Here is a 20,599-nt window from a genome sequence, read left to right as displayed (position 1 = left end):
CCCCCAATCTCTTCTATAATTGAGAATGAAGCATTTTGCTTTGGTTTAGCGAACTGACCGCTACAGTGAGGGACAGGGATTCGATGATTTCTATATCAGGCTACGCATTACAGGAAAAATTGCGACATAACCACAGTATTGATACTTATCATGCCCTGCGCCTGAAAGATAAGTGCAAGGTATTGTTAAAAATACCCAACAATTATTATGCCTCGACCGACAATTTAGCTATCCTGCAGCATGAATTTCATCTTTTAAACAGCATTGAAGCGCCAACGATCATCAAGGCTTATGATTTTCTGCAGCATACGCCAGCCCCTGTCCTGGTTCTGGAAGGTGTCAAAGGCCAGCTACTGCACGCCTACCTCATGACCAATCAACTTAAAATCGAGGATTTTTTTAATCTTGCCATTCAGTTGATTGATATTATCTGGGAGTTACACCAGCGCAACATCATTCACAAGGAAATCAAGCCATCCAACATCATCATTGACCCTGAAAAATTAAAGCTTAAACTGGTCGACTTAAGTGCCTCCACCCGCCTTTCCGAAGAAAACCTGGACTATTTGAATTTAAATGAATTTGAAGACAGCCTGTCTTATATTTCACCGGAGCAGACGGGGCGTATCAACCGTCCAGTCGACTACCGTACGGATTTTTATTCCTTAGGAATCACCCTTTATCAGATGCTGACTAATCAGTTGCCTTTCCAGACCATGGATACCCTGGAACTGGTGCATTGCCACATTGCCAAAAAACCGCCTTCACTGATGGAATTGCGTCCCAATATTCCCCCCATGCTTGAAGCCATCATTAATAAATTACTGGAAAAAATGCCGGAAGAACGGTATTCAAGCATTGTCGGCTTGCGCGCCGACATGCAGGAATGCCGCAATCAATGGCGCAACAAGGGCCTTATCAGGGAATTTACCTTAGGTACCAATGATATTCGCGATCATCTGAATATTTCCCGCAACCTGTATGGCCGCGAACCACAGGTGCAACAATTAATTAATACCTTCAAACGCGTCAGCTTAGGCACCAAGGAAATTATCTTGATTGCGGGTTATTCCGGGATCGGTAAAACCTCGCTGGTGAAAGAAATCCATAAACCCATTGTTCAGCACAAGGGGTATTACATTGATGGAAAATTTGATCAGCTGCAGCGCAGCATGCCTTACAGTGCGATCGTCACCGCCTTTCAAAGCCTGGTCAAACAGGTGCTTTCTGAAAGCGAAGACCGACTGGAACTGCTTCGCAACCAGTTAATTGCCGCGCTGGGCAATGTCGGGCAGGTGGTGGTCGATGTCATTCCCGACGTCGAATTGATTATTGGTCAGCAACCGCTGGTACCCAAATTAAACCCCACGGATACCCAGATTCGTTTTAACCTCGTTTTCCAAAATTTTGTCCGTGTTTTCGCTCAGCCCTCGCACCCCCTGGTTCTTTTCCTGGATGATTTGCAGTGGGCGGATAATTCCTCCCTTAATTTCATTGAGAACCTGCTGCAGGATCATGACACCAACCATTTACTCATTATTGGCGCTTATCGCGATAACGAGGTGGATGAACGGCACCCGCTGCAACTCACCATCAATAACCTGCATAAACACAAGGTGTCGCTGACCACGTTGAAATTACAACCCCTGCTGTTTCAGGATATTCAGGAACTCCTGCAGGACACGCTATCAACCTCAAGTGATAAAATTCAAACGCTGGCGCAATGCATTTACGATAAAACACAGGGCAATCCCTTTTTTATCAATCAATTTTTAAAGATTGTTTATCAGGAGAAATTACTCACCTTTTCCTACGATAAGGGCCTTTGGGAGTGGGATTTAACCCGAATTCAGCGAACCAGCGCCACGGACAATGTGATTTCTCTTCTGACCTCCAAAATTCATCTGCTGTCAAAACCGACGCAGGAAATTTTAAAACTGGCCGCCTGTTTCGGTCATCAGTTTGATTTCAGAACGTTACAGATTATTAATGAACAAAGCACCAGTCAAATTGCTGAAAACCTGTGGCAGGCCATTAAGACCAACTTAATTTACCCGCTTGAAGAAAGCTATAAAACCATGGGACTGGTAGGACTTCGGGACAACCTGTCCAAAATTAATATTACCACCCTGAATTACCGCTTTGCCCATGACCGGATTCAGCAGGCGGCGTATGAATTAATTGATGAAGCGGAAAGACCGGTGCTTCATTTAAAAATCGGGCGGTTATTATTAAAAGACAAGCCGTTGACTGAGGACGACGAGCGGTTATTTGATGTCATGGAGCATTTCAATCAAAGCCTGCCTTTGATTGACAATCCGGAGGAGCGTCTGCAATTGGCCCGTTATAATTTATGGGCCGGGCAAAAGGCCAAACTGGCTTCCGCCTATTTTGCCGCCAACGACTACCTCTCCGCCGCCGTGTCGCTTTTGCAGCCGGTCAACTGGACAAAACACTACGACCTTGTCTTTCCCGTCTACCGCGAACAGGCAGTCTGCAAATACCTCATCAGCGATTTCAATGCAGCCGACGCTTTTTTTTCTGATCTGTTGGAGAATACCAGGGATGAACTGGATCGGCTGGGCATTTATCGTTTGAAAATTGAAATGCTCTCCACCCTGGGTCAGCACACGGAAGCCCTGGAAATTGGTTTGAATGCACTTCGTAAATTTGAAATCAGGATTCCCCAAAAACCCAAACTCATTCACTTGCTCATGGACATCTATAAAATCAAATTCAAGCTGCGGAAAACACGGATTGAAAATATCGATCTGCCATTGATGGAAGACGCCAAGCAGCAGGCCATTGTCAATCTGATTACCCAGCTTTTAAACAGCGCCTTCATCACCAATCAACAGCTTTTTGTTATCCTGACCTGCAAAAACATCAGCCTGAGTTTGAAGTACGGGTACACGGACAGCACCTCCATGTCACTGCCGGTGTTTGCCTTCATCATCATGCACTCCCTGAACTGGTACGATGAAGCCATCGCCTTCGTCAAACTCTACAATCGACTTAAACAAAAATACGGCGGGTCCAATTTTGAAGGTAAAAATCAATTCGTTATTGGTGCGTTCATTGAGCCTTATCAGAATCCCATCAGCCTCTGCAATAACACCATCATTAATGCCTTCAGGCTTTGCTGTGAGGTCGGTGATTTGGTGTACAGCAATTACAGCAATCTGTTATTGGTCATCCACTCGCAAACCACCGGTAAAAAACTCGATGAAATGAAAAAAAACATTCAATCGGCCCTGGCGTTTATGTCTCGGGTCTCGATCTCCGACTTTTTTAATTTCATCAAATTCTGGGAGTATGGGGCTCAATGCCTGGAAAACGTCTCACTGTTTTCTGACCAGACGTTGAATGCCTATGAGCAAGACATCATTCAAGGGAAAAATAAAACTGAACTCAGCTTTTTTTACAGCTCCCTGACGTTTCTGTACTTCATGCTCGGACGCTATGAAGAAGCCATTGAGGCCGGGGAGAATCACCTTCGTTATGCTGAATTCAATACAGGGATGATAAGCCACCTCGACGGCAAACTGTTTTTAGCGCTGGCCATGTTTTATCATCTGCCGGAAATATCGCATGTGCAGCGGCACAACTATTTAAAAAAATTACGCGGCCTCACCCGCTTCATCGAAGAATACGCGGCCTGGTGTCCTGATAATTTTAAAGCCTATGCCTTACTGCTTCGCAGTGAATTTGCACGCCTGGAGCAAGGGTATGAGCCCGTCATCGCCCTGTATGAGCAAACCATGGAAACTGCCAACCAAAGCGGTTTAAACCTGATCGCGGCGATTGCTTCGGAACGCGCTGGTTTTCACTGCATGACCGCCAAAGTCAGTCGCATTGCCAACATGTACCTGCACAATGCCTATCGCCATTATAAAGACTGGGGCGCGGTTTCACGCGTTAAATTACTGGAAGAAAATTACCCGATGCTGACGTTTGATTACTCTCTGCCTAATTTCAGCATCACCCCTGCCGCCGCGGTATCGCCCAAGGTGAATACCCAAAGCATCGACATGCTGGCCATCCTGAAATTTACCCAATTGATTTCCAGTGAAATCCGTCTGGACAAATTATTGCAGAAATTTTTAGTGATTGTGTCTGAGAATGCAGGGGCGCAACGCAGTCTGATCCTGACTCAGGTACAGGATCAATGGGTCGTGGAAGCTGAAGGCAATCTTGAACAGCAACTCATTTACCTTAATGCGAAAAAAGAAGAGGGATTGCTGCCGAAATACCCGGTTTCCATTTTAAACTACGTTCAGCACACGCAAAAACCCATCATTCTCAATGACGCCATCCAATCAGAACTGACTTTCCAGGATCCTTATGTGCAGCGGGAAAATCCACGATCGCTGCTGATGATGCCTTTGTTCTATAAAGGACAGCTGTCACGCATGCTTTACCTTGAAAATAACAGCAGCAGCCATACCTTCACTCCCAATCATCTGGACAGTTTAAACCTGCTGGCGTCCCAAGCCATGACCTCGCTTGAAAACGCCAAATTGTATTATCAGGCCACCCACGATCCCTTAACGGGGCTCGCCAACCGTAACATGCTGTATGAAATGTTCCAGCACATGACCAAACAGGCCTCGCGTTCGCAGGGTAAAATTGCCCTGGTCTTTTTAGACATTGACTATTTCAAAGTCATTAATGATACCCTGGGGCATGACAATGGCGACAAGCTTCTGATTCATGTTGCCAACACCCTGACGGCAAGCCTTCGGGAAGGCGACATTGCAGCAAGACTCGGCGGCGATGAATTCACCCTGATTTTAGCCAATATTTCGACCGATCAGGTCACGGCCATTGTCGAGCGGTTGTTTAAGGAAATGTCTAAACCCATCCCCATCGATGACCATTTGATTCAGATCACCTCCAGCATGGGCATCAGTATTTACCCTAAAGACGGTCATGACATCGAAACCCTGCTTAAGCAAGCTGATACTGCGCTTTACCAGGCCAAAGAAAAAGGCAGGAACCAATACCACTATTATTCCACCGCCCTTTATGAGGAATACCAGCAGATTCACGGTCTGGGCAAAGAGTTGCAGCGTGCTTATGACAAACAGGAATTTTTCATGGTCTACCAGCCCTTTTATGACGGGGTTACAGGTGAAATCATTGGCCTTGAATCCCTGTTGCGCTGGAATCACCCGGAAAAAGGGGTGCTGGCGGCGGGGGATTTCATCCATACGCTCGAAAAAAGTCCGTTGATTATCCCGGTCAGCGAATGGATTATCAAATCGGTCTGCCAACAGGCCAAGATCTGGAAAGACAAGAAAATTCTCCCCGGTCCCATTGCCATCAATGTCTCCACAGTGCAATTCCTGCGTCATTCATTAAGCAATGTCATCAATGCCATTCTCGATGAAATCCAGCTCCCCCCCTCCAGCATTGAACTGGAAATCACGGAAACCTTTTTTATTGAATACAACGAACGGCTCTACAAGGAGATCGATTCCCTTAAGAAAAGCGGCATTAATCTGGTGATTGATGATTTCGGCACCGGTTATTCGAGTCTATCTTATTTAAAACATTTACCGGTCAATAAAATTAAAATCGACAAAGCCTTCATTGACAATTGCCAGCATGACTACCTGGACCAGACCATTATCAGCGCCATCATCACCATCGCCCATAAACTGAACATCAGTGTCATTGCCGAAGGCGTTGAAATGGAGGAACAGTTAGACACCTTGAAGGTTCTGGGTATTGACGGCATCCAGGGGTATTATTACTCGCGCCCCCTGACCATGGACGACTGTGAAATTGAACTTAAAAAATCCATCATCGAAAAATACCTGAAAGACTAATCAGGCCATGTCCCCTCGCAGGGATGCCCAGGCCATGCCCAGCAATTCATGCAGGGCAATACTCAAATAAACCATGTTCTGCGGATTGGGTATGTACCGTTTTTCCCAGCGTTCATCTTGCCAGTAAAGGCTTCTGTCAGCCGGGGCAGCGATTGGTTTCAGGCCCTGGCTTCGACATAAGGCCATGGCCCTTGGCATGTGGATGGCGGAAGTCACCAGATAAAAAGGCTGCTCATGAACCCACCGCTTGATTGCCTTCGCCTGTTGAGCGGTATTTAACGACATGGTCTCCAGCACCACGGGCTTCAGAGGCTTGTTAAACCAGTCAGCCAATTGCGCCATGCGCTCAGACTCTGCCCTCTCACCGCCGAAACCGCCGCCCGAAAGCAGCAGAGTAGCGTCGGGTAATTGGCGATAAAGGCGAAGCCCTTCCAGCAGGCGCTTGATGCTGGCATTGTAAAGCAGCAGATGTTCCGGTTGTTCTGCCACCTCAGCCTGACCGCCACTGAAGACCACCACCCAACGCACGCGGGGGTCCACTTGCTTTACAACCGGGTATTGCTGTTCAAGCCCGGCCGTCAGGGTTTTAGGCAACCAGCCTGTACTGACAAATAAAAGCATCAGGTAAAGCAGCGAAAAACCAATCCTGCTTAACCTGTCGCCCTGACGCCAGAGCCTGATCAGCAACAGGGTATAAACAACTAAAAAAAGACACAGGGGATTAAGCAGCGCTTCCAGCAGGTGTCGAATTCCTGTCATCATTTCGCCTTAGCCATCATGAACAGCCCAAGCACGGCAAAGAGCAGGGTCGGGCCGATGGCTGCCAGCACAGGCGGCCACTGAAACACCTGACTGATCGGGCCAAAAAAACGATTAAGGATATGGAAGCCAAAACCCACCATAATGCCGAGCAGCAATTTGGATCCCATGGTGGACGAGCGCAGCGGGCCAAAGATGAACGGAATGGCAAGAACCATCATCACCACCGTCGTCAAGGGTTGAATCAGGCGCTGCCAATAAGCCAGTTGATAATTGCTGGCGGTTTGATGGCTTTGTTTTTGTTCGCGCAGATACTGGCGCAGCTCATGCAACGTCATTTCATCCGGTTCGCTGCTGGTTAAATTCAATAACTTAGGCTTAACCGACACATCCCAAACCATCTCTTTGGCGGTGCTGGCCACGGTCCTTGTCCGGAAAATGTCGGTTTGGGCAATGCCATACGCTTTCCAATGCCCATCCCGGTACTCAATACGTTCCATGCGCCGGGCAAAGCGCAAATGATGCCGTTCGTCGAAGCGAAACTGAAAAACACTGTGCAACGTATTCTTTTCAATGCTGCCAATGGTGATAAAGTCATTTTGATTACGAAGCCAGACTCCCTGAGCCGTGCGCAAAGCCTGACCGCCGCTTAAGGCCTGAGTCCGCAAATCATTGGCAAAATAGGCGAGCTTAGGCACCACGGTTTCGCCAACCAGAGTTACAAGAACAATGATTAAAAAAGCCACCTTCAAGACCGCCAGGGTGATTTGGCCGATGGACATTCCCGCCGCCCGCATAACGATGAGTTCGCGATGATTGGCCATCATGCCAAGACCAATCAAACAGCCCATGAGACTGGCCATGGGAAAAAAGAGATACACCTGATAAGGCATCTGCAGAAACACAAAAATGGCCGCATTGACAAGACCAAAATCGGCGCGGCCAAGATCATCCAGTTGATTGACAAAAAGAATGAATACCTGAAGTCCCGCAAGCATCAGGGTGACCAAGCCTATGGAGGCCAGAACCGTTCTGGCAATGTAGCGTTCGATTAAGATCATGCCGGCTTCACCCGATTATAGCCGACCAGTAACAGGCCGATAAGGAGAACCACGCCATGCAGCCACCACATGCCGATCCATTGCGGTACTTTGCCTGCCGCCACCCAATCACGGGCAACAAACATGAAATTCGCATACACAATGTAGAGTAAAATGGCCGGCAGCAGTTTGGCGTATTTTCCTGACCGGGGGTTGACCCGGCTTAAGGGCACAGCCACCAGGGTCAGGGTGAGAACCATCAGGGGGACTGAGAGCCGCCACTGCAATTCAGCGGCCTTGCGGTTATCGCTGTTAAAAAACGGCAGTAAATCAGCCGTTTTGGCAGTTCGCAGATCGTCTTTGATTTCGATGGTGGGGTGGGGCAGGCGGGCTTTGTACTGGGTAAATTCAGCCACCTGATAATTGGCCTGACCCGGCGCGCCTTCATATTCGGTGCCTTTAGCAAGGACAATGTAATCTTCAAGGGTCTCAGGATCCGTCTCTGCAAACGCGTGTTCCGCCCATAAGATATCCCAGCGCGGTTGATTGTCTTTAATCACCTGCCTTGCCAGAAAAATATTCTTTGCTTCCGTGTGCTCCCGGTTCATGGACTCCACATAAAACACCTGCCGTCCGTTGGAAATGGCGCGAAAGCGACCGGGCAGAATCGTCTGGATCAGGGTCTTTACCCCGGTGGCGCGCAGCAGGGAAGAGCGCTCCTTGGCAATGACAGGACTGACCCAGATCATGATAAAAGCCACCAGCAGGGCCACCGCCAGAGCCATGTAAACGCTGTGCTTCAATAAACGGTCAGGCCCATACCCGCAGGCCTGCAGAACCGTCATTTCGCTTTCGGCATACATCCTGCCATAGGCAATCAGCAAGGCAACGAAAAAACCGAGGGGCAGCAGAAGGCCCATGAGGTTAGGCAATTCGAGCATCATCAGTTTCATGATAATCATGCCCGGGATTTGCCCATTGGCCGCACGATTTAGGTAGCGCACAAACTGGTTGCTCATAAAGATAAGCATCAGGATAGTGGTCAGGGAAGCTAACGTCACGAACACTTCTTTAGCCAGGTAACGAAAAATCAACACAGTCTGGCTCTCGGCAAAAGGCTTGGATTACGGGTATTCACACGGGTCTCGCTGTTTATGATCACTCTAGCTTACCATGATCTGCGCTGATCGTCAGGTTTTCCTTTGTGGAAATTCACATAAAGGAGATGGCATTACAAGCCAAGCCTAGGTAAACTAGCACTCTTTGTCTTAAGGAAGCACAATGAATTATGGATTAATTGACACGCCCTCGCTGAGCGACGCCGAATGCCTCGTACTGGGCCTCTTCAGCGACGGCGAGTGGGATGCGTTTGCTCAGATGCTCGATGGCCATCTCCAGGGCTTGATTTCGCGACTTTTCAGCCGATTGAAGGACAAAGGCGATTCAGCCTGGCAAACGGACATCAATCATCACAGTTTACTGGTGTTGAATTGTGGGAAAAAAGCAGAATTTAACGGGGATGCCCTGCAAAAACGCCTGGGCGACATCATGGCTGCCCTATTGAAGCAGCGCGTGGCCTCAGCCACCCTTTGTCTGCCGCCCGTGGCCGATAAGACCCCCGACTGGCAACTTCAGCAGATGGTGCTGCAAGTCGATGCTCAATGCTATCAGTTGGATGAATTTAAAACCAAAGAAAAAAAACCACTCATTCTGGAGTCCGTTCATTTCAGTCTCCCTGGCGTCAGCCATCAAACCCTTAAGCACAGTGAAGCCATTGCCAAAGGCGTGCAACTGACCCGCACCTTAGCCGACTTACCCGCCAATCGCTGTACCCCCGCCTACCTGGGCGAGCAGGCTCTGGCGCTGGCCAACGAACATGCCGATATCAAAGCGTCGGTCATGGGACCCGATGAGATCCGCCAAATCGGCATGGGCGCGTTGCTCGCTGTCGCGCAGGGAAGCCATCAGGAACCCCGTTTTATTGAGTTGCAATACCAGGGCGGCGGCAATGCACAACCCATTGTTCTGGTAGGTAAGGGCATCACGTTCGACTCCGGCGGTTTGACCATCAAACCGGGCGATGCCATGATGGAGATGAAATACGACATGTCAGGCGCTGCCAGTGTGTTAGGCACATTGAAAGCCTGCGCCCTGCTCAAGCTGCCGGTGAATGTCACAGGCCTCATTGCCAGCGCTGAAAACATGCCGAGCGGCACCTCGGTCAAGCCGGGTGATATCGTGACCACCCTGTCCGGACAAACGGTTGAAATTCTGAATACGGACGCCGAAGGACGGCTGGTTCTGGCCGATGCCTTAAGTTACGCCGAACGGCTTAACCCTGCCATGGTCATAGACATCGCCACCTTAACCGGCGCCATCATTATTGCCCTGGGCTTTATTACCACGGGCTTTATGACCAAAGACGACGCGCTGGCCGCCGATTTACTGGCAGCCGCTGACCAAAGCAATGAAAAAACCTGGCGTATGCCGCTTGATGAGGCCTACCAGGAAGCGCTGGAAAGTCCTCTGGCGGACATGATTAACGGTGCGTTTGACCGCAGTGCCGGTGCCATTACCGCGGCTTGCTTTCTGTCGCGTTTTACTCAAAAATACCGCTGGGCGCATCTGGATATCGCAGGAACCGCCTGGGTTTCCGGGAAGAAGCGTCAGGCCACTGGCCGCCCCGTTCCCTTACTTGTTGAGTTTTTGCGCCATGTCAGTTCCACGCGTTGATTTTTACCTGTTAAACACCCGCGAGCCTCAGGCGAAATGGCTTTTCGCCTGCCGCCTGCTCGAGAAAGCTTACTTACGCGGGCATCAGGTGTTTGTTTATTGTCAAAATGAACAGGATGCCGAGAGGCTTGATGAATTGCTCTGGACTTTTAAAGAAGACAGCTTTATTCCCCATCATTTGCAGGGAGAAGGCCCCGAACCACCGCCACCGGTACAAATTGGCCATGACCAGGAACCGCGCGGTTTCCGTGAAATTCTACTCAATCTGTCCGATTCCATACCCTCATTTTACGGCCGGTTCAGACGGGTCATTGAAATTGTACCCGAGGAGGAGTCCGCGAAAGACATAAGCCGACTTCACTATCGCGAATACCGTGCCAAGGGATGCGAGCTGCAAACCCATGCCATTGATATGGCTTGATTTTATACCTTCCACCGCGATTGTAAATATTGCGTAGAGATTGATTGCAATTGTTTAATTCCACCGCAGACTTATTTATTTTATGCCTGCTTTTTCTACAATACCCGCCTTTCACAACTCAGTAGGAAAACAATGAAAACCAATCAACCGAATCAAGACGGGAAAAGCGAGCAGCCAACAGTCACCTCGACTAGCAAGACTCCGAAGAGTTGGGACCGGCTTCATGACATACTCCACCACCTCATTACCTCAGAAAACACAGACTATGTCATCGATATAGCAGGAGGACTCGGGAACCATCTTCTTTATTTGGCCGCCATGTTCCCTGAAAAAAAATTCATCGCCAATAACCTCCATCCCAGCGTGAGAGGCCATATTGCCATAATCGAAAAAATGGACATTGATAGCCTACTTAAAGACAGGATCAAGCCTTTGACCCCGCTGGCGAACCCTAAAAGCATGACATTACACAAAAACATGCTTGAACTTGAAAAAAAGGTCCTTGAGCAGAAGAACATTCTGTTTGAAAAGGATGAACCGACAGCGAAGATCATTAGCTCATATGATCCAAAAAATCTTTATGTTATCCCGTTAGCTCGCCTTACCCCTCAGGCGGCCACAAAAGTGCTTGCCGATTTTAAAGACAAAAAATGCCCTTATCTGGCCGTTTTTCAAAGCAAGACATCCGATCCCCTACCCTTTGATGTTCAAGGAAATACTTTTTTTGACGTCATTGACTTCTCTGGTTCCACCCCGATTCGATGGTTCTTTTACACCAACAGTGCAGCGGCCAACGACATTAAAGCGTTATTCCTTGAGGCGTACGCCGCGAGTGAGCGATGGGCAAACAGCAGGATCATGACCATTCAATCTCAACTGAAAAAGGCTAAAGACCCTGCTGAAATAAAGCGTCTCAACGAGATGCTACAGTCCGCTACTGTTTCGTTGAATTTCATCACGGAGTCGTTTAAAAATTCAGCGCTTAATGAAAAACAATCGCTCAGCAAGACGTTACCTGCCTCCGAAGCAACAACGCCTGAAAACCCCAAGCGAAAATTCATTGGGCCGGAGCCTGCGCCTCGCCAGACGAAAGCGTCTCAACAACCGGCCAGTGCTCGACCATCGCCATCACAAAAAGCTGCCCCGGCTTTTTTTGTAGGGAAAGGGTACTCTGCCGCTGAGATTAAAAATCAGACACTACAGGCAGAAATGATGGAGTTAGGCACCCAATTCCACCAGACTGCCACCCTATTGTCTAACGCAGACTTGACAAAACCGGGAGCGAGCACCCAGATAATGAAGGTGTTGGAGATACTAAAATCCAAGACGAACGAAACCGTTGAAAAAGCAAAAAAAGTGGTCAACGCCATAACGCCTGAGACGAGTGACTCTGTTGTCGAGATCACCGAAACACACCCTAAACGGCATAAATCAAAGAGTGGAGACGAACAGGTAACTGTTCATACCACAGAGCCGACAACTCAACCCGAAAAACTGAGCATTTCCTTTCTGATGAACTAGACCCGTATCACCCCGGCCGCGGTTTGACTTCGGCCTGGGTGGCTTTAGCCGTATGTTTCCTTCAGGTAATGAGCGATCGTGCGCATCCCCATGGCTTCACCGCCTTCCGGCTTTCCGGGTTTGCTCGCTAAATTCCAGGCCATGATGTCAAAGTGAATCCATTGTGTCGGGGAATGGATAAAGCGCTTTAAAAATAACGCCGCCGTGATCGCTCCAGCATAGGGCGATGGGCTGGCATTGATAACGTCGGCTACCGTGGAATCCAGCATGTTGTCATAGCCTGAAAACAAGGGAAGGCGCCAGACGGGGTCGTCAATGTCCTCACCCAGACGACTTAACGTCATGGCCAGTTCATCATTCCCGGTAAACAGGGCGGCTATTTCGGTACCCACCGCGACCCGCGCAGCTCCCGTTAGGGTCGAAAAATCAATCAGTAATTCCGGCTCTTCCTCGCAGGCTTTGACCATGGCATCGGCCAGAATCAGACGGCCCTCCGCGTCGGTGTTATCCACCTCCACCGTCAGGCCGTTGCGCATGGTCAGCACATCACCTGGACGAAACGCGCGTGAACCCACCGCATTTTCAACAGCGGGGATTAACACCTGCAGCCGCACAGGCAACTGATTGGCCATAATCCATTGCGCAAGCCCTAAGGCATTGGCTGCCCCCCCCATGTCTTTTTTCATTAAACGCATGTTTAAGGCCGGTTTAATATCAAGACCGCCGCTGTCGAAGCAGACACCTTTGCCCACCAGAGCAATTTTGGGATGCTCAGCTTTACCCCAGGTTAACTGGATTAAGCGGGGTTCAAATTCGGAGGCACGGCCAACCACATGAATGGCAGGAAAATTGGCCGCGAGCAATTCATCGCCCACCCACTGGCAGAAATCGGCCTGGTACTGCCTGGCCAATTCGGCCACCGCTTCAGACAATTGCAGAGGGCTTAAGTCATTACTCGGGGTATTGATGAGATCACGCACTAAAAAAACTGCTTCCACGTCGGTTTTAAGTGTCTTCATGACTTCTTTGGGCACAACCAGACGACGCGGCGGCCGCTCCTGCTTTTTGTACCGATCAAATCGGTATTGCGCCAAAGCCCAATTCACCTGAGCAAAAATCGATAAGGAATGAGCCGTTTCATAATCACCTTCCGGCAACAGGGTAGCGGCATACGCCATGGCCTGGGCTTCACTGGCCTCCCCTTGCCCTAAAAACGCTTTGGCAAGCTGACCGGACGGCGTGTAAATCAGGCACAACTGCCCCAGTCTGGCTTTAAATGCCTGAGACTGCAATTGACAGCGCTCGCCATCGCTCAATTCGATTTTGCCCTCATGCCATTGGGATGGATTAATGAGCATCAGGGGGACAGCCCCTTCGCTCTGAGTCTGATAAAATGCTTCAGCGTGCATAATCACTCCTTCATTGAACCACGAAATTGCGCCGGCCTTACTCCTGCAAGATACAGACACACCACGTAAATGAATAATACCGCAAAAATATGGGTGAATAAGGTGCCCAGCCTCAATAAGGGCGGTTTTGCCAGCCATTGGCTGACATCACCCGCCATAAACCATAAATAGACAGCAATGACGCCATTAGCAAAAAGCAGTTGGGCTATAAATTTCGGCCACCCCTTGACCGGCGTAAAGATTTGCCGGCGTCTTAATAGAATCAACAATAAACCGCAGTTTAAATAACCCGCCAGCGTCGAGGCCAAGGCTAAGCCGGCATGGGCCAGAGGCCAAATCAGCACCGCACACAGCAGGCTGTTCACCACCATGGCGATGGCGCCGATTTTAACCGGGGTTTTGATATTCTGGCGGGCATAAAACCCGGATGCCAAGACTTTAATCATCATAAAGGCAGGCACGCCGGAACCCAGAGCAATCAAACTTTTTTGTGTCTGCAGCACGTCAACTGCCGAAAATTTGCCATACGCAAAGCAACAGGCAATCATTGGCATGGAAAACAGCGCGAGCCCGATGCCCGACGGCAACCCAATCAGTAAAATGCTGCGCAGGCCCCAGTCTAAGGCACGCGAGTATTTTTCAAGGCTCTGTTCAGCATGTTTTCGTGACAAATGCGGCAGGATGACAGTCGCAATGGCTACCCCAAAGACCCCCAGAGGAAAATCAGTGAGCCTGTCCGTGTAGTACAGCCAGGACACACTGCCGACCTGAAGAAAGGAGGCAAAGATGGAATCAATCATTAAATTAAGCTGGGCAATGGACACCCCGAACAAGGCAGGAACCATTAACTTCAAAACACGCCTAACCCCTTCATCACCAAAGAACAGGCGCGGTTTAACCAACAACTGGCGTTGGTAAAGAAACGGAATTTGAAACAGCAATTGCGCAATCCCCGCCAGTAAAACACCCCAGGCCAGGGCGACAACGGGCGGATCGGTGTACGGGGTTAAATAGACAGCCGCCAGAATCATGAACACATTCAGCAGCACCGGTGTAAACGCCGGCACGCCAAAATAACCGTAGGTGTTCAATATCGCACCGGCCATGGCTGTCAATGAAATCAGCATTAAATAGGGAAACGTCAGGCGCAGCATTTCGGTGGCAAGCAGCGTTCGGGTACTGCCTTCGCCAAACCCCGGTGCAAAAATGAAAATAATGACAGGGGCGGCGATGACGCCAATGGCGGTGATTAAGGAAAGCACCAGGCTTAGATGCCCGGTGATGCGGGCAATGAACAGGCGCACATCATGCACAGGCCGGGTCTGCTGATATTCCGCCAGCACCGGCACAAAAGCCTGGGCGAAAGCGCCTTCGGCAAAGAGGCGGCGCATGAAATTGGGAATACGAAAAGCCACATAAAACGCATCCATCCCCGCCTGTGCTCCAAAAAAATAGGCAAGCAGCATGTCGCGGGCAAACCCCATCAGACGCGACGTCAGCGTCATTAAGGAAACAAGCGAAGTGGAGCGCAATAAACTTTGTCGTTTGGGAATCATGGTTTCTGTCGCTGACATAGTGTAAAATGGGTTTTTGACCTGCGACTATCATATACCCGATAAGGGGGAATTGCTTTCTTTTACGCAAGATTTTCTCATTTTCCCCTGTATCCAACCGTCTGTGCGAGCTGTCAGGTCATTGCCTTGGTTTTTTTGTTTTGCTAACAGGCTGAAAAACCATGATTTTTGCTTGCTAATCTGCCAGAATATATTGACAAATTCTAAGGCATTGTGCATGATTAGCTTCTTTTGTGACATCTAAAAATGAGTGGAGATTTGTAAGTGGCAAATATTAAATCAGCGATCAAACGTGCTCGCCAAAACGAAAAGTTACGCAAACATAACGCCAGCGCGCGTTCCATGTACCGTACTTTCATTAAAAATGTTCTGAAAGCTGTGGAAGCCGGTGATAAAGAAGCTGCACGTGCTGCTTACGCAAAAGCCCAGCCTATCATTGATAAGGCCGCCAGCAAAGGCTTGATCCATAAAAACAAAGCATCCCGAATTAAAAGCCGCCTCAGCGCACGCGTCAAAGCCCTGGCAGCTTAATCCCGGTGTTTCCGTCGCTCTAAGTCCGTAAACATCCGAACCGGCTTCTCCGGTTCGGACCCTAAAGCCTAAGTCAAAAACTTCATCCTGTGGCGTTAAATAAACGTCTCTCAATTCATTATTTCTATCTGCGGTTTGAGAGCTGCCCTCCCCCCAACGGGATGTGACCTCGCACTCATGCAAGAACAGTCCCATCCCGAGTGAATAGAAGTCATGGTGAACGTATGCAATTCAAATTCGAAGAGTTTAATCCATTACCCGAATGGCATCATTTCGGTAAAGAAGCGCTGCGACATACGCCGCCACAGGCACATCCCAGCATGGGTCTAAAAACAAACAAATCCTTGCATAACCCCAGTATACTGCTGTTCTCACCCCCGCCACCAAGTAACGGATTGACATTCATATAACATGCTTTGTGCATGGGGACCATCAATCAATAACAATACTGTTGCAACGTACACCCGCCATAGTTCGTGCAGACCTGATAGGTTTTACAGGTGCGGATAATGCCTGGGTTGTACCAGTAGTTGTTATAATAATTACCTTGTTTATAGCGCCAGTGATTGTAATACTTTTTCTGGTGGTATTTTTTATAGTAATGGTAATTAGGGCCACGGTAGATGTTACCGCGATAATACGGGTTGTATTGATTATTATTATTGTAATAACCAAAATTTCCCCGGTTATACCCCTGATTTTGCCAGGCGGAACTGGCCGTACTGATCATCAGCCCTCCCAGCAGGACCACTGCCTGCCAGGACATGTGTTTAATCCATGTATTCATAACGCTACCTCATGCGGCAAAAGCCGCAGTTACTCCACCCTGTCGGATTTACGGCAGCAAACTCCTGCAAAGGCATTGTAAAGCCAGGCAATAATGACACCGCCGATAAAGAGATCAATAAATCCGATCACTGCCCCAATCAGGCTGCCAAGTACAGTGGGTTCAAAACCGGGATAAAGAAGCCCCATCGACGCAACAAAGGGTCTGCCATAGGCATAATAAGTAGCAATTAATCCCATAATCAGAATGGAAATTCCCCAAAAAATGCCAAGCGCCAAACCCAGAGCGACTGGACTCAACCGTGCATTGTTCATCCTCATCTCCCCTGTAATCACCCTACTATTAATTATAGTTGATTACTCCTGGCCAGGTTACGGCTACTCAAGGGATGGTGAATCTCTCAGCCAGAGGCAGCAGCTTGGGCCGTTGTAGATTAACTGGGTAAGCTGCTCCTGGATCAGCTTATATACTGGGATTCCCGGCAGGAAACGTCGAAATTTCCGGACGGGTTTTAATCATAATTATCTTTTTGAGTCACCTGAGGAAACTTCGTTTATTATTTCATCAAGTTCAATGGTTTTATCGCTTATAACAGTTGTCAATTAACAGACGATATTTGGCCGAGCAGTATTGAACTCCATTCAGCAATGTATTTAATACAAGCAGCCAAAATAGCGTGTACAGTATTGCATAACAAAGCGAGGCATTTTGTAATGTAAGATTTCCAAATAATAAATCTTTGATAGAGGCAGGTTTATGGGGTCACCATCATTATTATGAACCAGAATATTGGCTTGAAACTTTAAGAGCAAAACGTGAAGAACATAAACCAGCATGGCGTTTTTGCCAAAAAGGGTGAATGGTTTTGACCAATAGCTTCATTGTTTGATTTCAATGAGTGCAAAACAGAGAGCAAATACTAGCAAGGCCAAACCGCCTGTCCATAATACATAGGAGCTAGACCAGAGTGATTTGTTAATTGGAAAAATAAAACCCCGTAGCCAACCTAGTGCCGATAAAATTATCCCAGCAACAATCATCCCTTGTAATTGATTTTTTGTCCGCGAAAAAATGAGAAAAATGCTAATAATAATATTCCCAATCAATGCGGATGCAATCGCAGGTAAAGGTACTTAAAATACCTTCCCCCAAATACGTCCAAGGATAACAATCTTGTAGTCATGTTTCTTTGATCCATATCTTTTAAAACGCTGTCGAGTTATGAGTTACAATTGATTTCTTTAAAGCAACAATGTGTTTATATGCTTCATTTATTCTTTTTGGGCTAATCTCACCCGAGAGAACTTTAGCTTCAATGATATCAATAAGTTGTTCAGGATCTTGTGGTTCAACAGTTAAATTGTTGCCAAAAATCAACATATCTGCGCCAGCATTTATCGTCAGCACTAAAGCTTGCTCAAGCCCATAGTTGTCACTAATGGCTTTCATTTGCATATCATCAGTAATGATGACACCGTTAAAATGTAATTGATGACGCAAAAGGCCTGTTAATATTTTCTTAGATAATGTAGCAGGCAGCCCTGTCTCATCTAATTGGCGATTCACTATATGTGCGGTCATAACCACGCCACAAGATTCATTTGAATTTAATAAGTGCTGGTAAGGTTGTAATTCATAAGTCTGCCAAGTATCAGTAACATCAACAAAACCTAGATGTGAATCTTTGGTAGAACTACCATGACCTGGAAAATGTTTATATACACATTGGATTTTTTGATTTAAAAAGTGGCGAGTATAAATGCTGGCATAACTACCCACCATTGATGCATCAGCAGAAAAACTACGGTCCTTTTTTCCAATGACTGGATTATCTGGATTAACATTTACATCGAGCACCGGAGCAAAATTTAAATTAAAGCCAACTTCTTTTAATGTTTGAGCCATAGAGTTTGCACTGGATTCTGCTTCCTCAAAACTTCTTTTTCCAACTTCTGCAGCTGATATTGTTGGCGGAAACCCATATTTTTCACCCAGTCGATTAACTTTTCCTCCTTCATAATCTACAGAAATTAAGAGAGGTAATTTTGACCTGTGGTGTTTTAAATTACCTTGCTCCGTAAAATACTGTAAATCACTATTTAGCTGTCTTACTTGTCCTGGGCTTTCAATGTTTTTATCATAAGTTTTGGTGCGGTAATCATAATCAAATAATATGACTCCGCCGATGTTATTTTTTTCAATAGTTTTTATTATTTTTGATTGGGCGTTTACGTTTTTTCCATCAAAACCAATAAGAAGCATTTGACCAATTTTATCGCGCAAGCTAACTTCAGGAGTAACACCAGCCATTACACTGGAGGAAAAACACAAAGAGATTAACAAGGAGACAAAATAATTCATAAACGCACCTTATATAATTAAAAAAGCATAGCATTTTATCACAAAGCATTCTTTTTGAGCAATTATTGCCATTTGTTCAACTTGCTCATTGTTTTTAGGGGTAATAATTCGATTTCATTAAGTTGTTTTTAACATAAGTTACGCTTATTAATATAAGTGTTGAGCGCAATATGACTTGTATAAGCTAACACCGTAGCAATCTTTCTAGCTGATAAGCCATACCCTAATGGCTCTTTAATTTTTTCAACGTCCTTATCAAATTTACTTTTCTGCATTGTGCTTCTTGGTTTACCCAAAATGGTGCCTTGGGATTTTTAGCAGCTAACGCTTCTTTTGTTCATAAGCTAATCAAATCGCGCTCAAGTTCAGAAAATAATGAAAACAGAGTAATCCTGACTTTAGATATCATGTCATGTTGTTTAATATCCAAGTTTTGCTTAGTGGGGATTACGCGAACTTGTTTTTTAATAAACTCATTCACAAGGCCGATGACTTCCGCTGTGCTTCTGCCTAAACGGCTGAGTTCTGTGACGATAAGCGTATCTGCATCATTAAGTACGGTAACCAGTTCATCAATGCGACGCTCTTTGGTGGTATTTTCTACTTGAGATGGTCATTTGAATAAAACCTTAAAGGTGATTATTAGAAATGTCTTGAATGCTGAGCGGGGCCTTCGAAAATCGCTGACTGAAGCGGATAAGTCTTCTTTGCAAATACTATGCAAGCCTTGTGGATTACTACGATGTTTATGACTTAAAAATCCGAACAAACCTATCTTTACCTTCTCTGTTATCTCTCGTAGCGATACCTCCATTGATCTTAATGCAATAATACACAAAGTTCTGTTGAGGTGCTTAAGGCAGCGCGAAGTGACTAAAAACAGTCCGGAAATTTCGACGGTTAGCGGCTAGAACCCCTGTACTCTAGCTGATACGCCGGCTTGCAGGCGCGTGCTCATCCTGAACATCCAGCGTCTTGTCAAATGGCGATGGTTTAATCGCATGAGTCCGGCAGTAATCCATGATTTCTGCCTTCGTGCCCATCTTGTAATGATTGTCGCCGTCCGAAAAGGCATAGTTGTCAGAATGGGCTTCCTTAAAGAGAAAGGCATACCCAAGATTAGCCTGAGAATGAAAAAAAACATTCGCCCGTGAATGATCCTCAAAGCACAAATTATTATTTTTAATATTTTCCTTGCCGTACTTGCGCTCAAAGTTTGCAGCTATCGCAGCAAATGACCGGTCGCTTTCCGATTGAATCTCAAAGGAAGCAAGCCCTGATTTATACATCTTTTGCAACGTTTCTACCGCAGGAAGTTCCTGCATTCCTTCTTCATCCATCAATCGGATTTGAAGCTTTTCGAAGGCTAATTGTTCCTTTAAATTCAATTTCTGTTGCTGGGCTTTAAGCATTAACGCGGCCTCTTGCTCACTAATAATCTTTTTTAACTCGTCCAGTGTGTCAGACATGATAACCTCGTTCATAAAATGAAAAGTATACCTATACACTGTCAATTCGAATTTTATTATGAATTAAATTTACACTGATTTAACACATTGTCCGGCTTAAAAGCGCTCTCAACCCCCTTTTCAGGGTTTGCGGGCCCATTCGTTATAAGCAGCCTTATTT

The 20,599-nt window shown here is 47.1% G+C and carries 16 protein-coding genes; 5 read left to right on the top strand and 11 right to left on the bottom strand.

The window, feature by feature from the left end:
* The first annotated feature begins 83 nt into the window (after positions 1 to 83).
* A complete protein-coding gene (locus Lrub_RS10495) occupies positions 84 to 5,834 on the top strand; it encodes an EAL domain-containing protein (RefSeq protein ID WP_058532053.1) in 5,751 nt (1,916 codons plus the stop codon).
* On the opposite strand, the gene Lrub_RS10490 is transcribed toward Lrub_RS10495, so the two are convergent.
* From Lrub_RS10490 to lptF, 3 genes are read right to left on the bottom strand one after another with little or no spacing between them, the layout of a single operon-like run.
* On the bottom strand, positions 5,835 to 6,596 hold the full coding sequence (locus tag Lrub_RS10490; protein ID WP_237760798.1) for an ElyC/SanA/YdcF family protein: 762 nt from the start codon (positions 6,594 to 6,596) through the stop codon (positions 5,835 to 5,837).
* The gene (gene lptG / locus Lrub_RS10485) at positions 6,593 to 7,654 is read right to left on the bottom strand and encodes an LPS export ABC transporter permease LptG (protein WP_058532051.1); all 1,062 of its coding nucleotides are present in this window, start codon (positions 7,652 to 7,654) and stop codon (positions 6,593 to 6,595) included. The genes Lrub_RS10490 and lptG overlap by 4 nt, the downstream gene beginning before the upstream one ends.
* Entirely contained in the window at positions 7,651 to 8,730 is a 1,080-nt protein-coding gene (gene lptF, locus Lrub_RS10480) for an LPS export ABC transporter permease LptF (protein ID WP_058532050.1), read from the bottom strand. The genes lptG and lptF overlap by 4 nt, the downstream gene beginning before the upstream one ends.
* Before the next feature lie 184 nt (positions 8,731 to 8,914).
* Between lptF and Lrub_RS10475 the strand changes: the two genes are divergently transcribed.
* From Lrub_RS10475 to Lrub_RS10465, 3 genes are all read left to right on the top strand, one after another.
* Positions 8,915 to 10,366 (top strand): leucyl aminopeptidase, encoded by a 1,452-nt coding sequence (locus Lrub_RS10475; protein ID WP_058532049.1) that lies wholly within the window; start codon positions 8,915 to 8,917, stop codon positions 10,364 to 10,366.
* On the top strand, positions 10,347 to 10,787 hold the full coding sequence (locus tag Lrub_RS10470) for a DNA polymerase III subunit chi (protein ID WP_058532048.1): 441 nt from the start codon (positions 10,347 to 10,349) through the stop codon (positions 10,785 to 10,787). The genes Lrub_RS10475 and Lrub_RS10470 overlap by 20 nt, the downstream gene beginning before the upstream one ends.
* A 132-nt stretch (positions 10,788 to 10,919) precedes the next feature.
* Positions 10,920 to 12,308, top strand: a complete 1,389-nt coding sequence (locus Lrub_RS10465) for a hypothetical protein (protein WP_058532047.1) — start codon at positions 10,920 to 10,922, stop codon at positions 12,306 to 12,308.
* Between the two features lie 44 nt (positions 12,309 to 12,352).
* Here Lrub_RS10465 and Lrub_RS10460 read toward each other — a convergent pair whose 3' ends face one another.
* Genes Lrub_RS10460 through Lrub_RS10450 form a run of 3 tightly spaced genes read right to left on the bottom strand, consistent with a single transcriptional unit; the run spans position 12,353 to position 15,510 of the window.
* Entirely contained in the window at positions 12,353 to 13,717 is a 1,365-nt protein-coding gene (locus Lrub_RS10460; protein WP_058532046.1) for a leucyl aminopeptidase family protein, read from the bottom strand.
* 2 nt (positions 13,718 to 13,719) lie between these two features.
* Entirely contained in the window at positions 13,720 to 15,291 is a 1,572-nt protein-coding gene (gene murJ, locus Lrub_RS10455) for a murein biosynthesis integral membrane protein MurJ (RefSeq protein ID WP_058532045.1), read from the bottom strand.
* A 30-nt stretch (positions 15,292 to 15,321) separates the two neighbouring features.
* Positions 15,322 to 15,510 (bottom strand): hypothetical protein, encoded by a 189-nt coding sequence (locus tag Lrub_RS10450; RefSeq protein WP_058532044.1) that lies wholly within the window; start codon positions 15,508 to 15,510, stop codon positions 15,322 to 15,324.
* Positions 15,511 to 15,555: 45 nt separating this feature from the next.
* On the opposite strand from Lrub_RS10450, the gene rpsT reads away from it, so the two are divergent.
* On the top strand, positions 15,556 to 15,822 hold the full coding sequence (rpsT, locus tag Lrub_RS10445; RefSeq protein WP_058532043.1) for a 30S ribosomal protein S20: 267 nt from the start codon (positions 15,556 to 15,558) through the stop codon (positions 15,820 to 15,822).
* A gap of 436 nt (positions 15,823 to 16,258) precedes the next feature.
* Here rpsT and Lrub_RS10440 read toward each other — a convergent pair whose 3' ends face one another.
* The 5 genes from Lrub_RS10440 to Lrub_RS10420 all read right to left on the bottom strand — a co-directional run bounded on the left by Lrub_RS10440 (position 16,259) and on the right by Lrub_RS10420 (position 20,439).
* Positions 16,259 to 16,609 (bottom strand): hypothetical protein, encoded by a 351-nt coding sequence (locus tag Lrub_RS10440; RefSeq protein ID WP_058532042.1) that lies wholly within the window; start codon positions 16,607 to 16,609, stop codon positions 16,259 to 16,261.
* A gap of 29 nt (positions 16,610 to 16,638) precedes the next feature.
* A complete protein-coding gene (locus tag Lrub_RS10435) occupies positions 16,639 to 16,923 on the bottom strand; it encodes a bacteriophage holin (RefSeq protein WP_058532041.1) in 285 nt (94 codons plus the stop codon).
* A gap of 889 nt (positions 16,924 to 17,812) precedes the next feature.
* Entirely contained in the window at positions 17,813 to 18,970 is a 1,158-nt protein-coding gene (locus Lrub_RS10425) for a glycoside hydrolase family 3 protein (protein WP_058532039.1), read from the bottom strand.
* Positions 18,971 to 19,307: 337 nt separating this feature from the next.
* Positions 19,308 to 19,505, bottom strand: coding sequence for a recombinase family protein (locus Lrub_RS15135; protein WP_237760806.1), 198 nt, complete (start codon positions 19,503 to 19,505; stop codon positions 19,308 to 19,310).
* 388 nt (positions 19,506 to 19,893) lie between these two features.
* Positions 19,894 to 20,439 (bottom strand): hypothetical protein, encoded by a 546-nt coding sequence (locus Lrub_RS10420; protein ID WP_156413043.1) that lies wholly within the window; start codon positions 20,437 to 20,439, stop codon positions 19,894 to 19,896.
* Positions 20,440 to 20,599: the final 160 nt, after the last annotated feature.

This window comes from Legionella rubrilucens, assembly GCF_001468125.1.
GTDB classification, from domain to species: domain Bacteria; phylum Pseudomonadota; class Gammaproteobacteria; order Legionellales; family Legionellaceae; genus Legionella_C; species Legionella_C rubrilucens.
The sequence above is the reverse complement of the archived record's forward strand: the minus strand, read 5'-3'. Positions and strand labels throughout refer to the sequence as shown.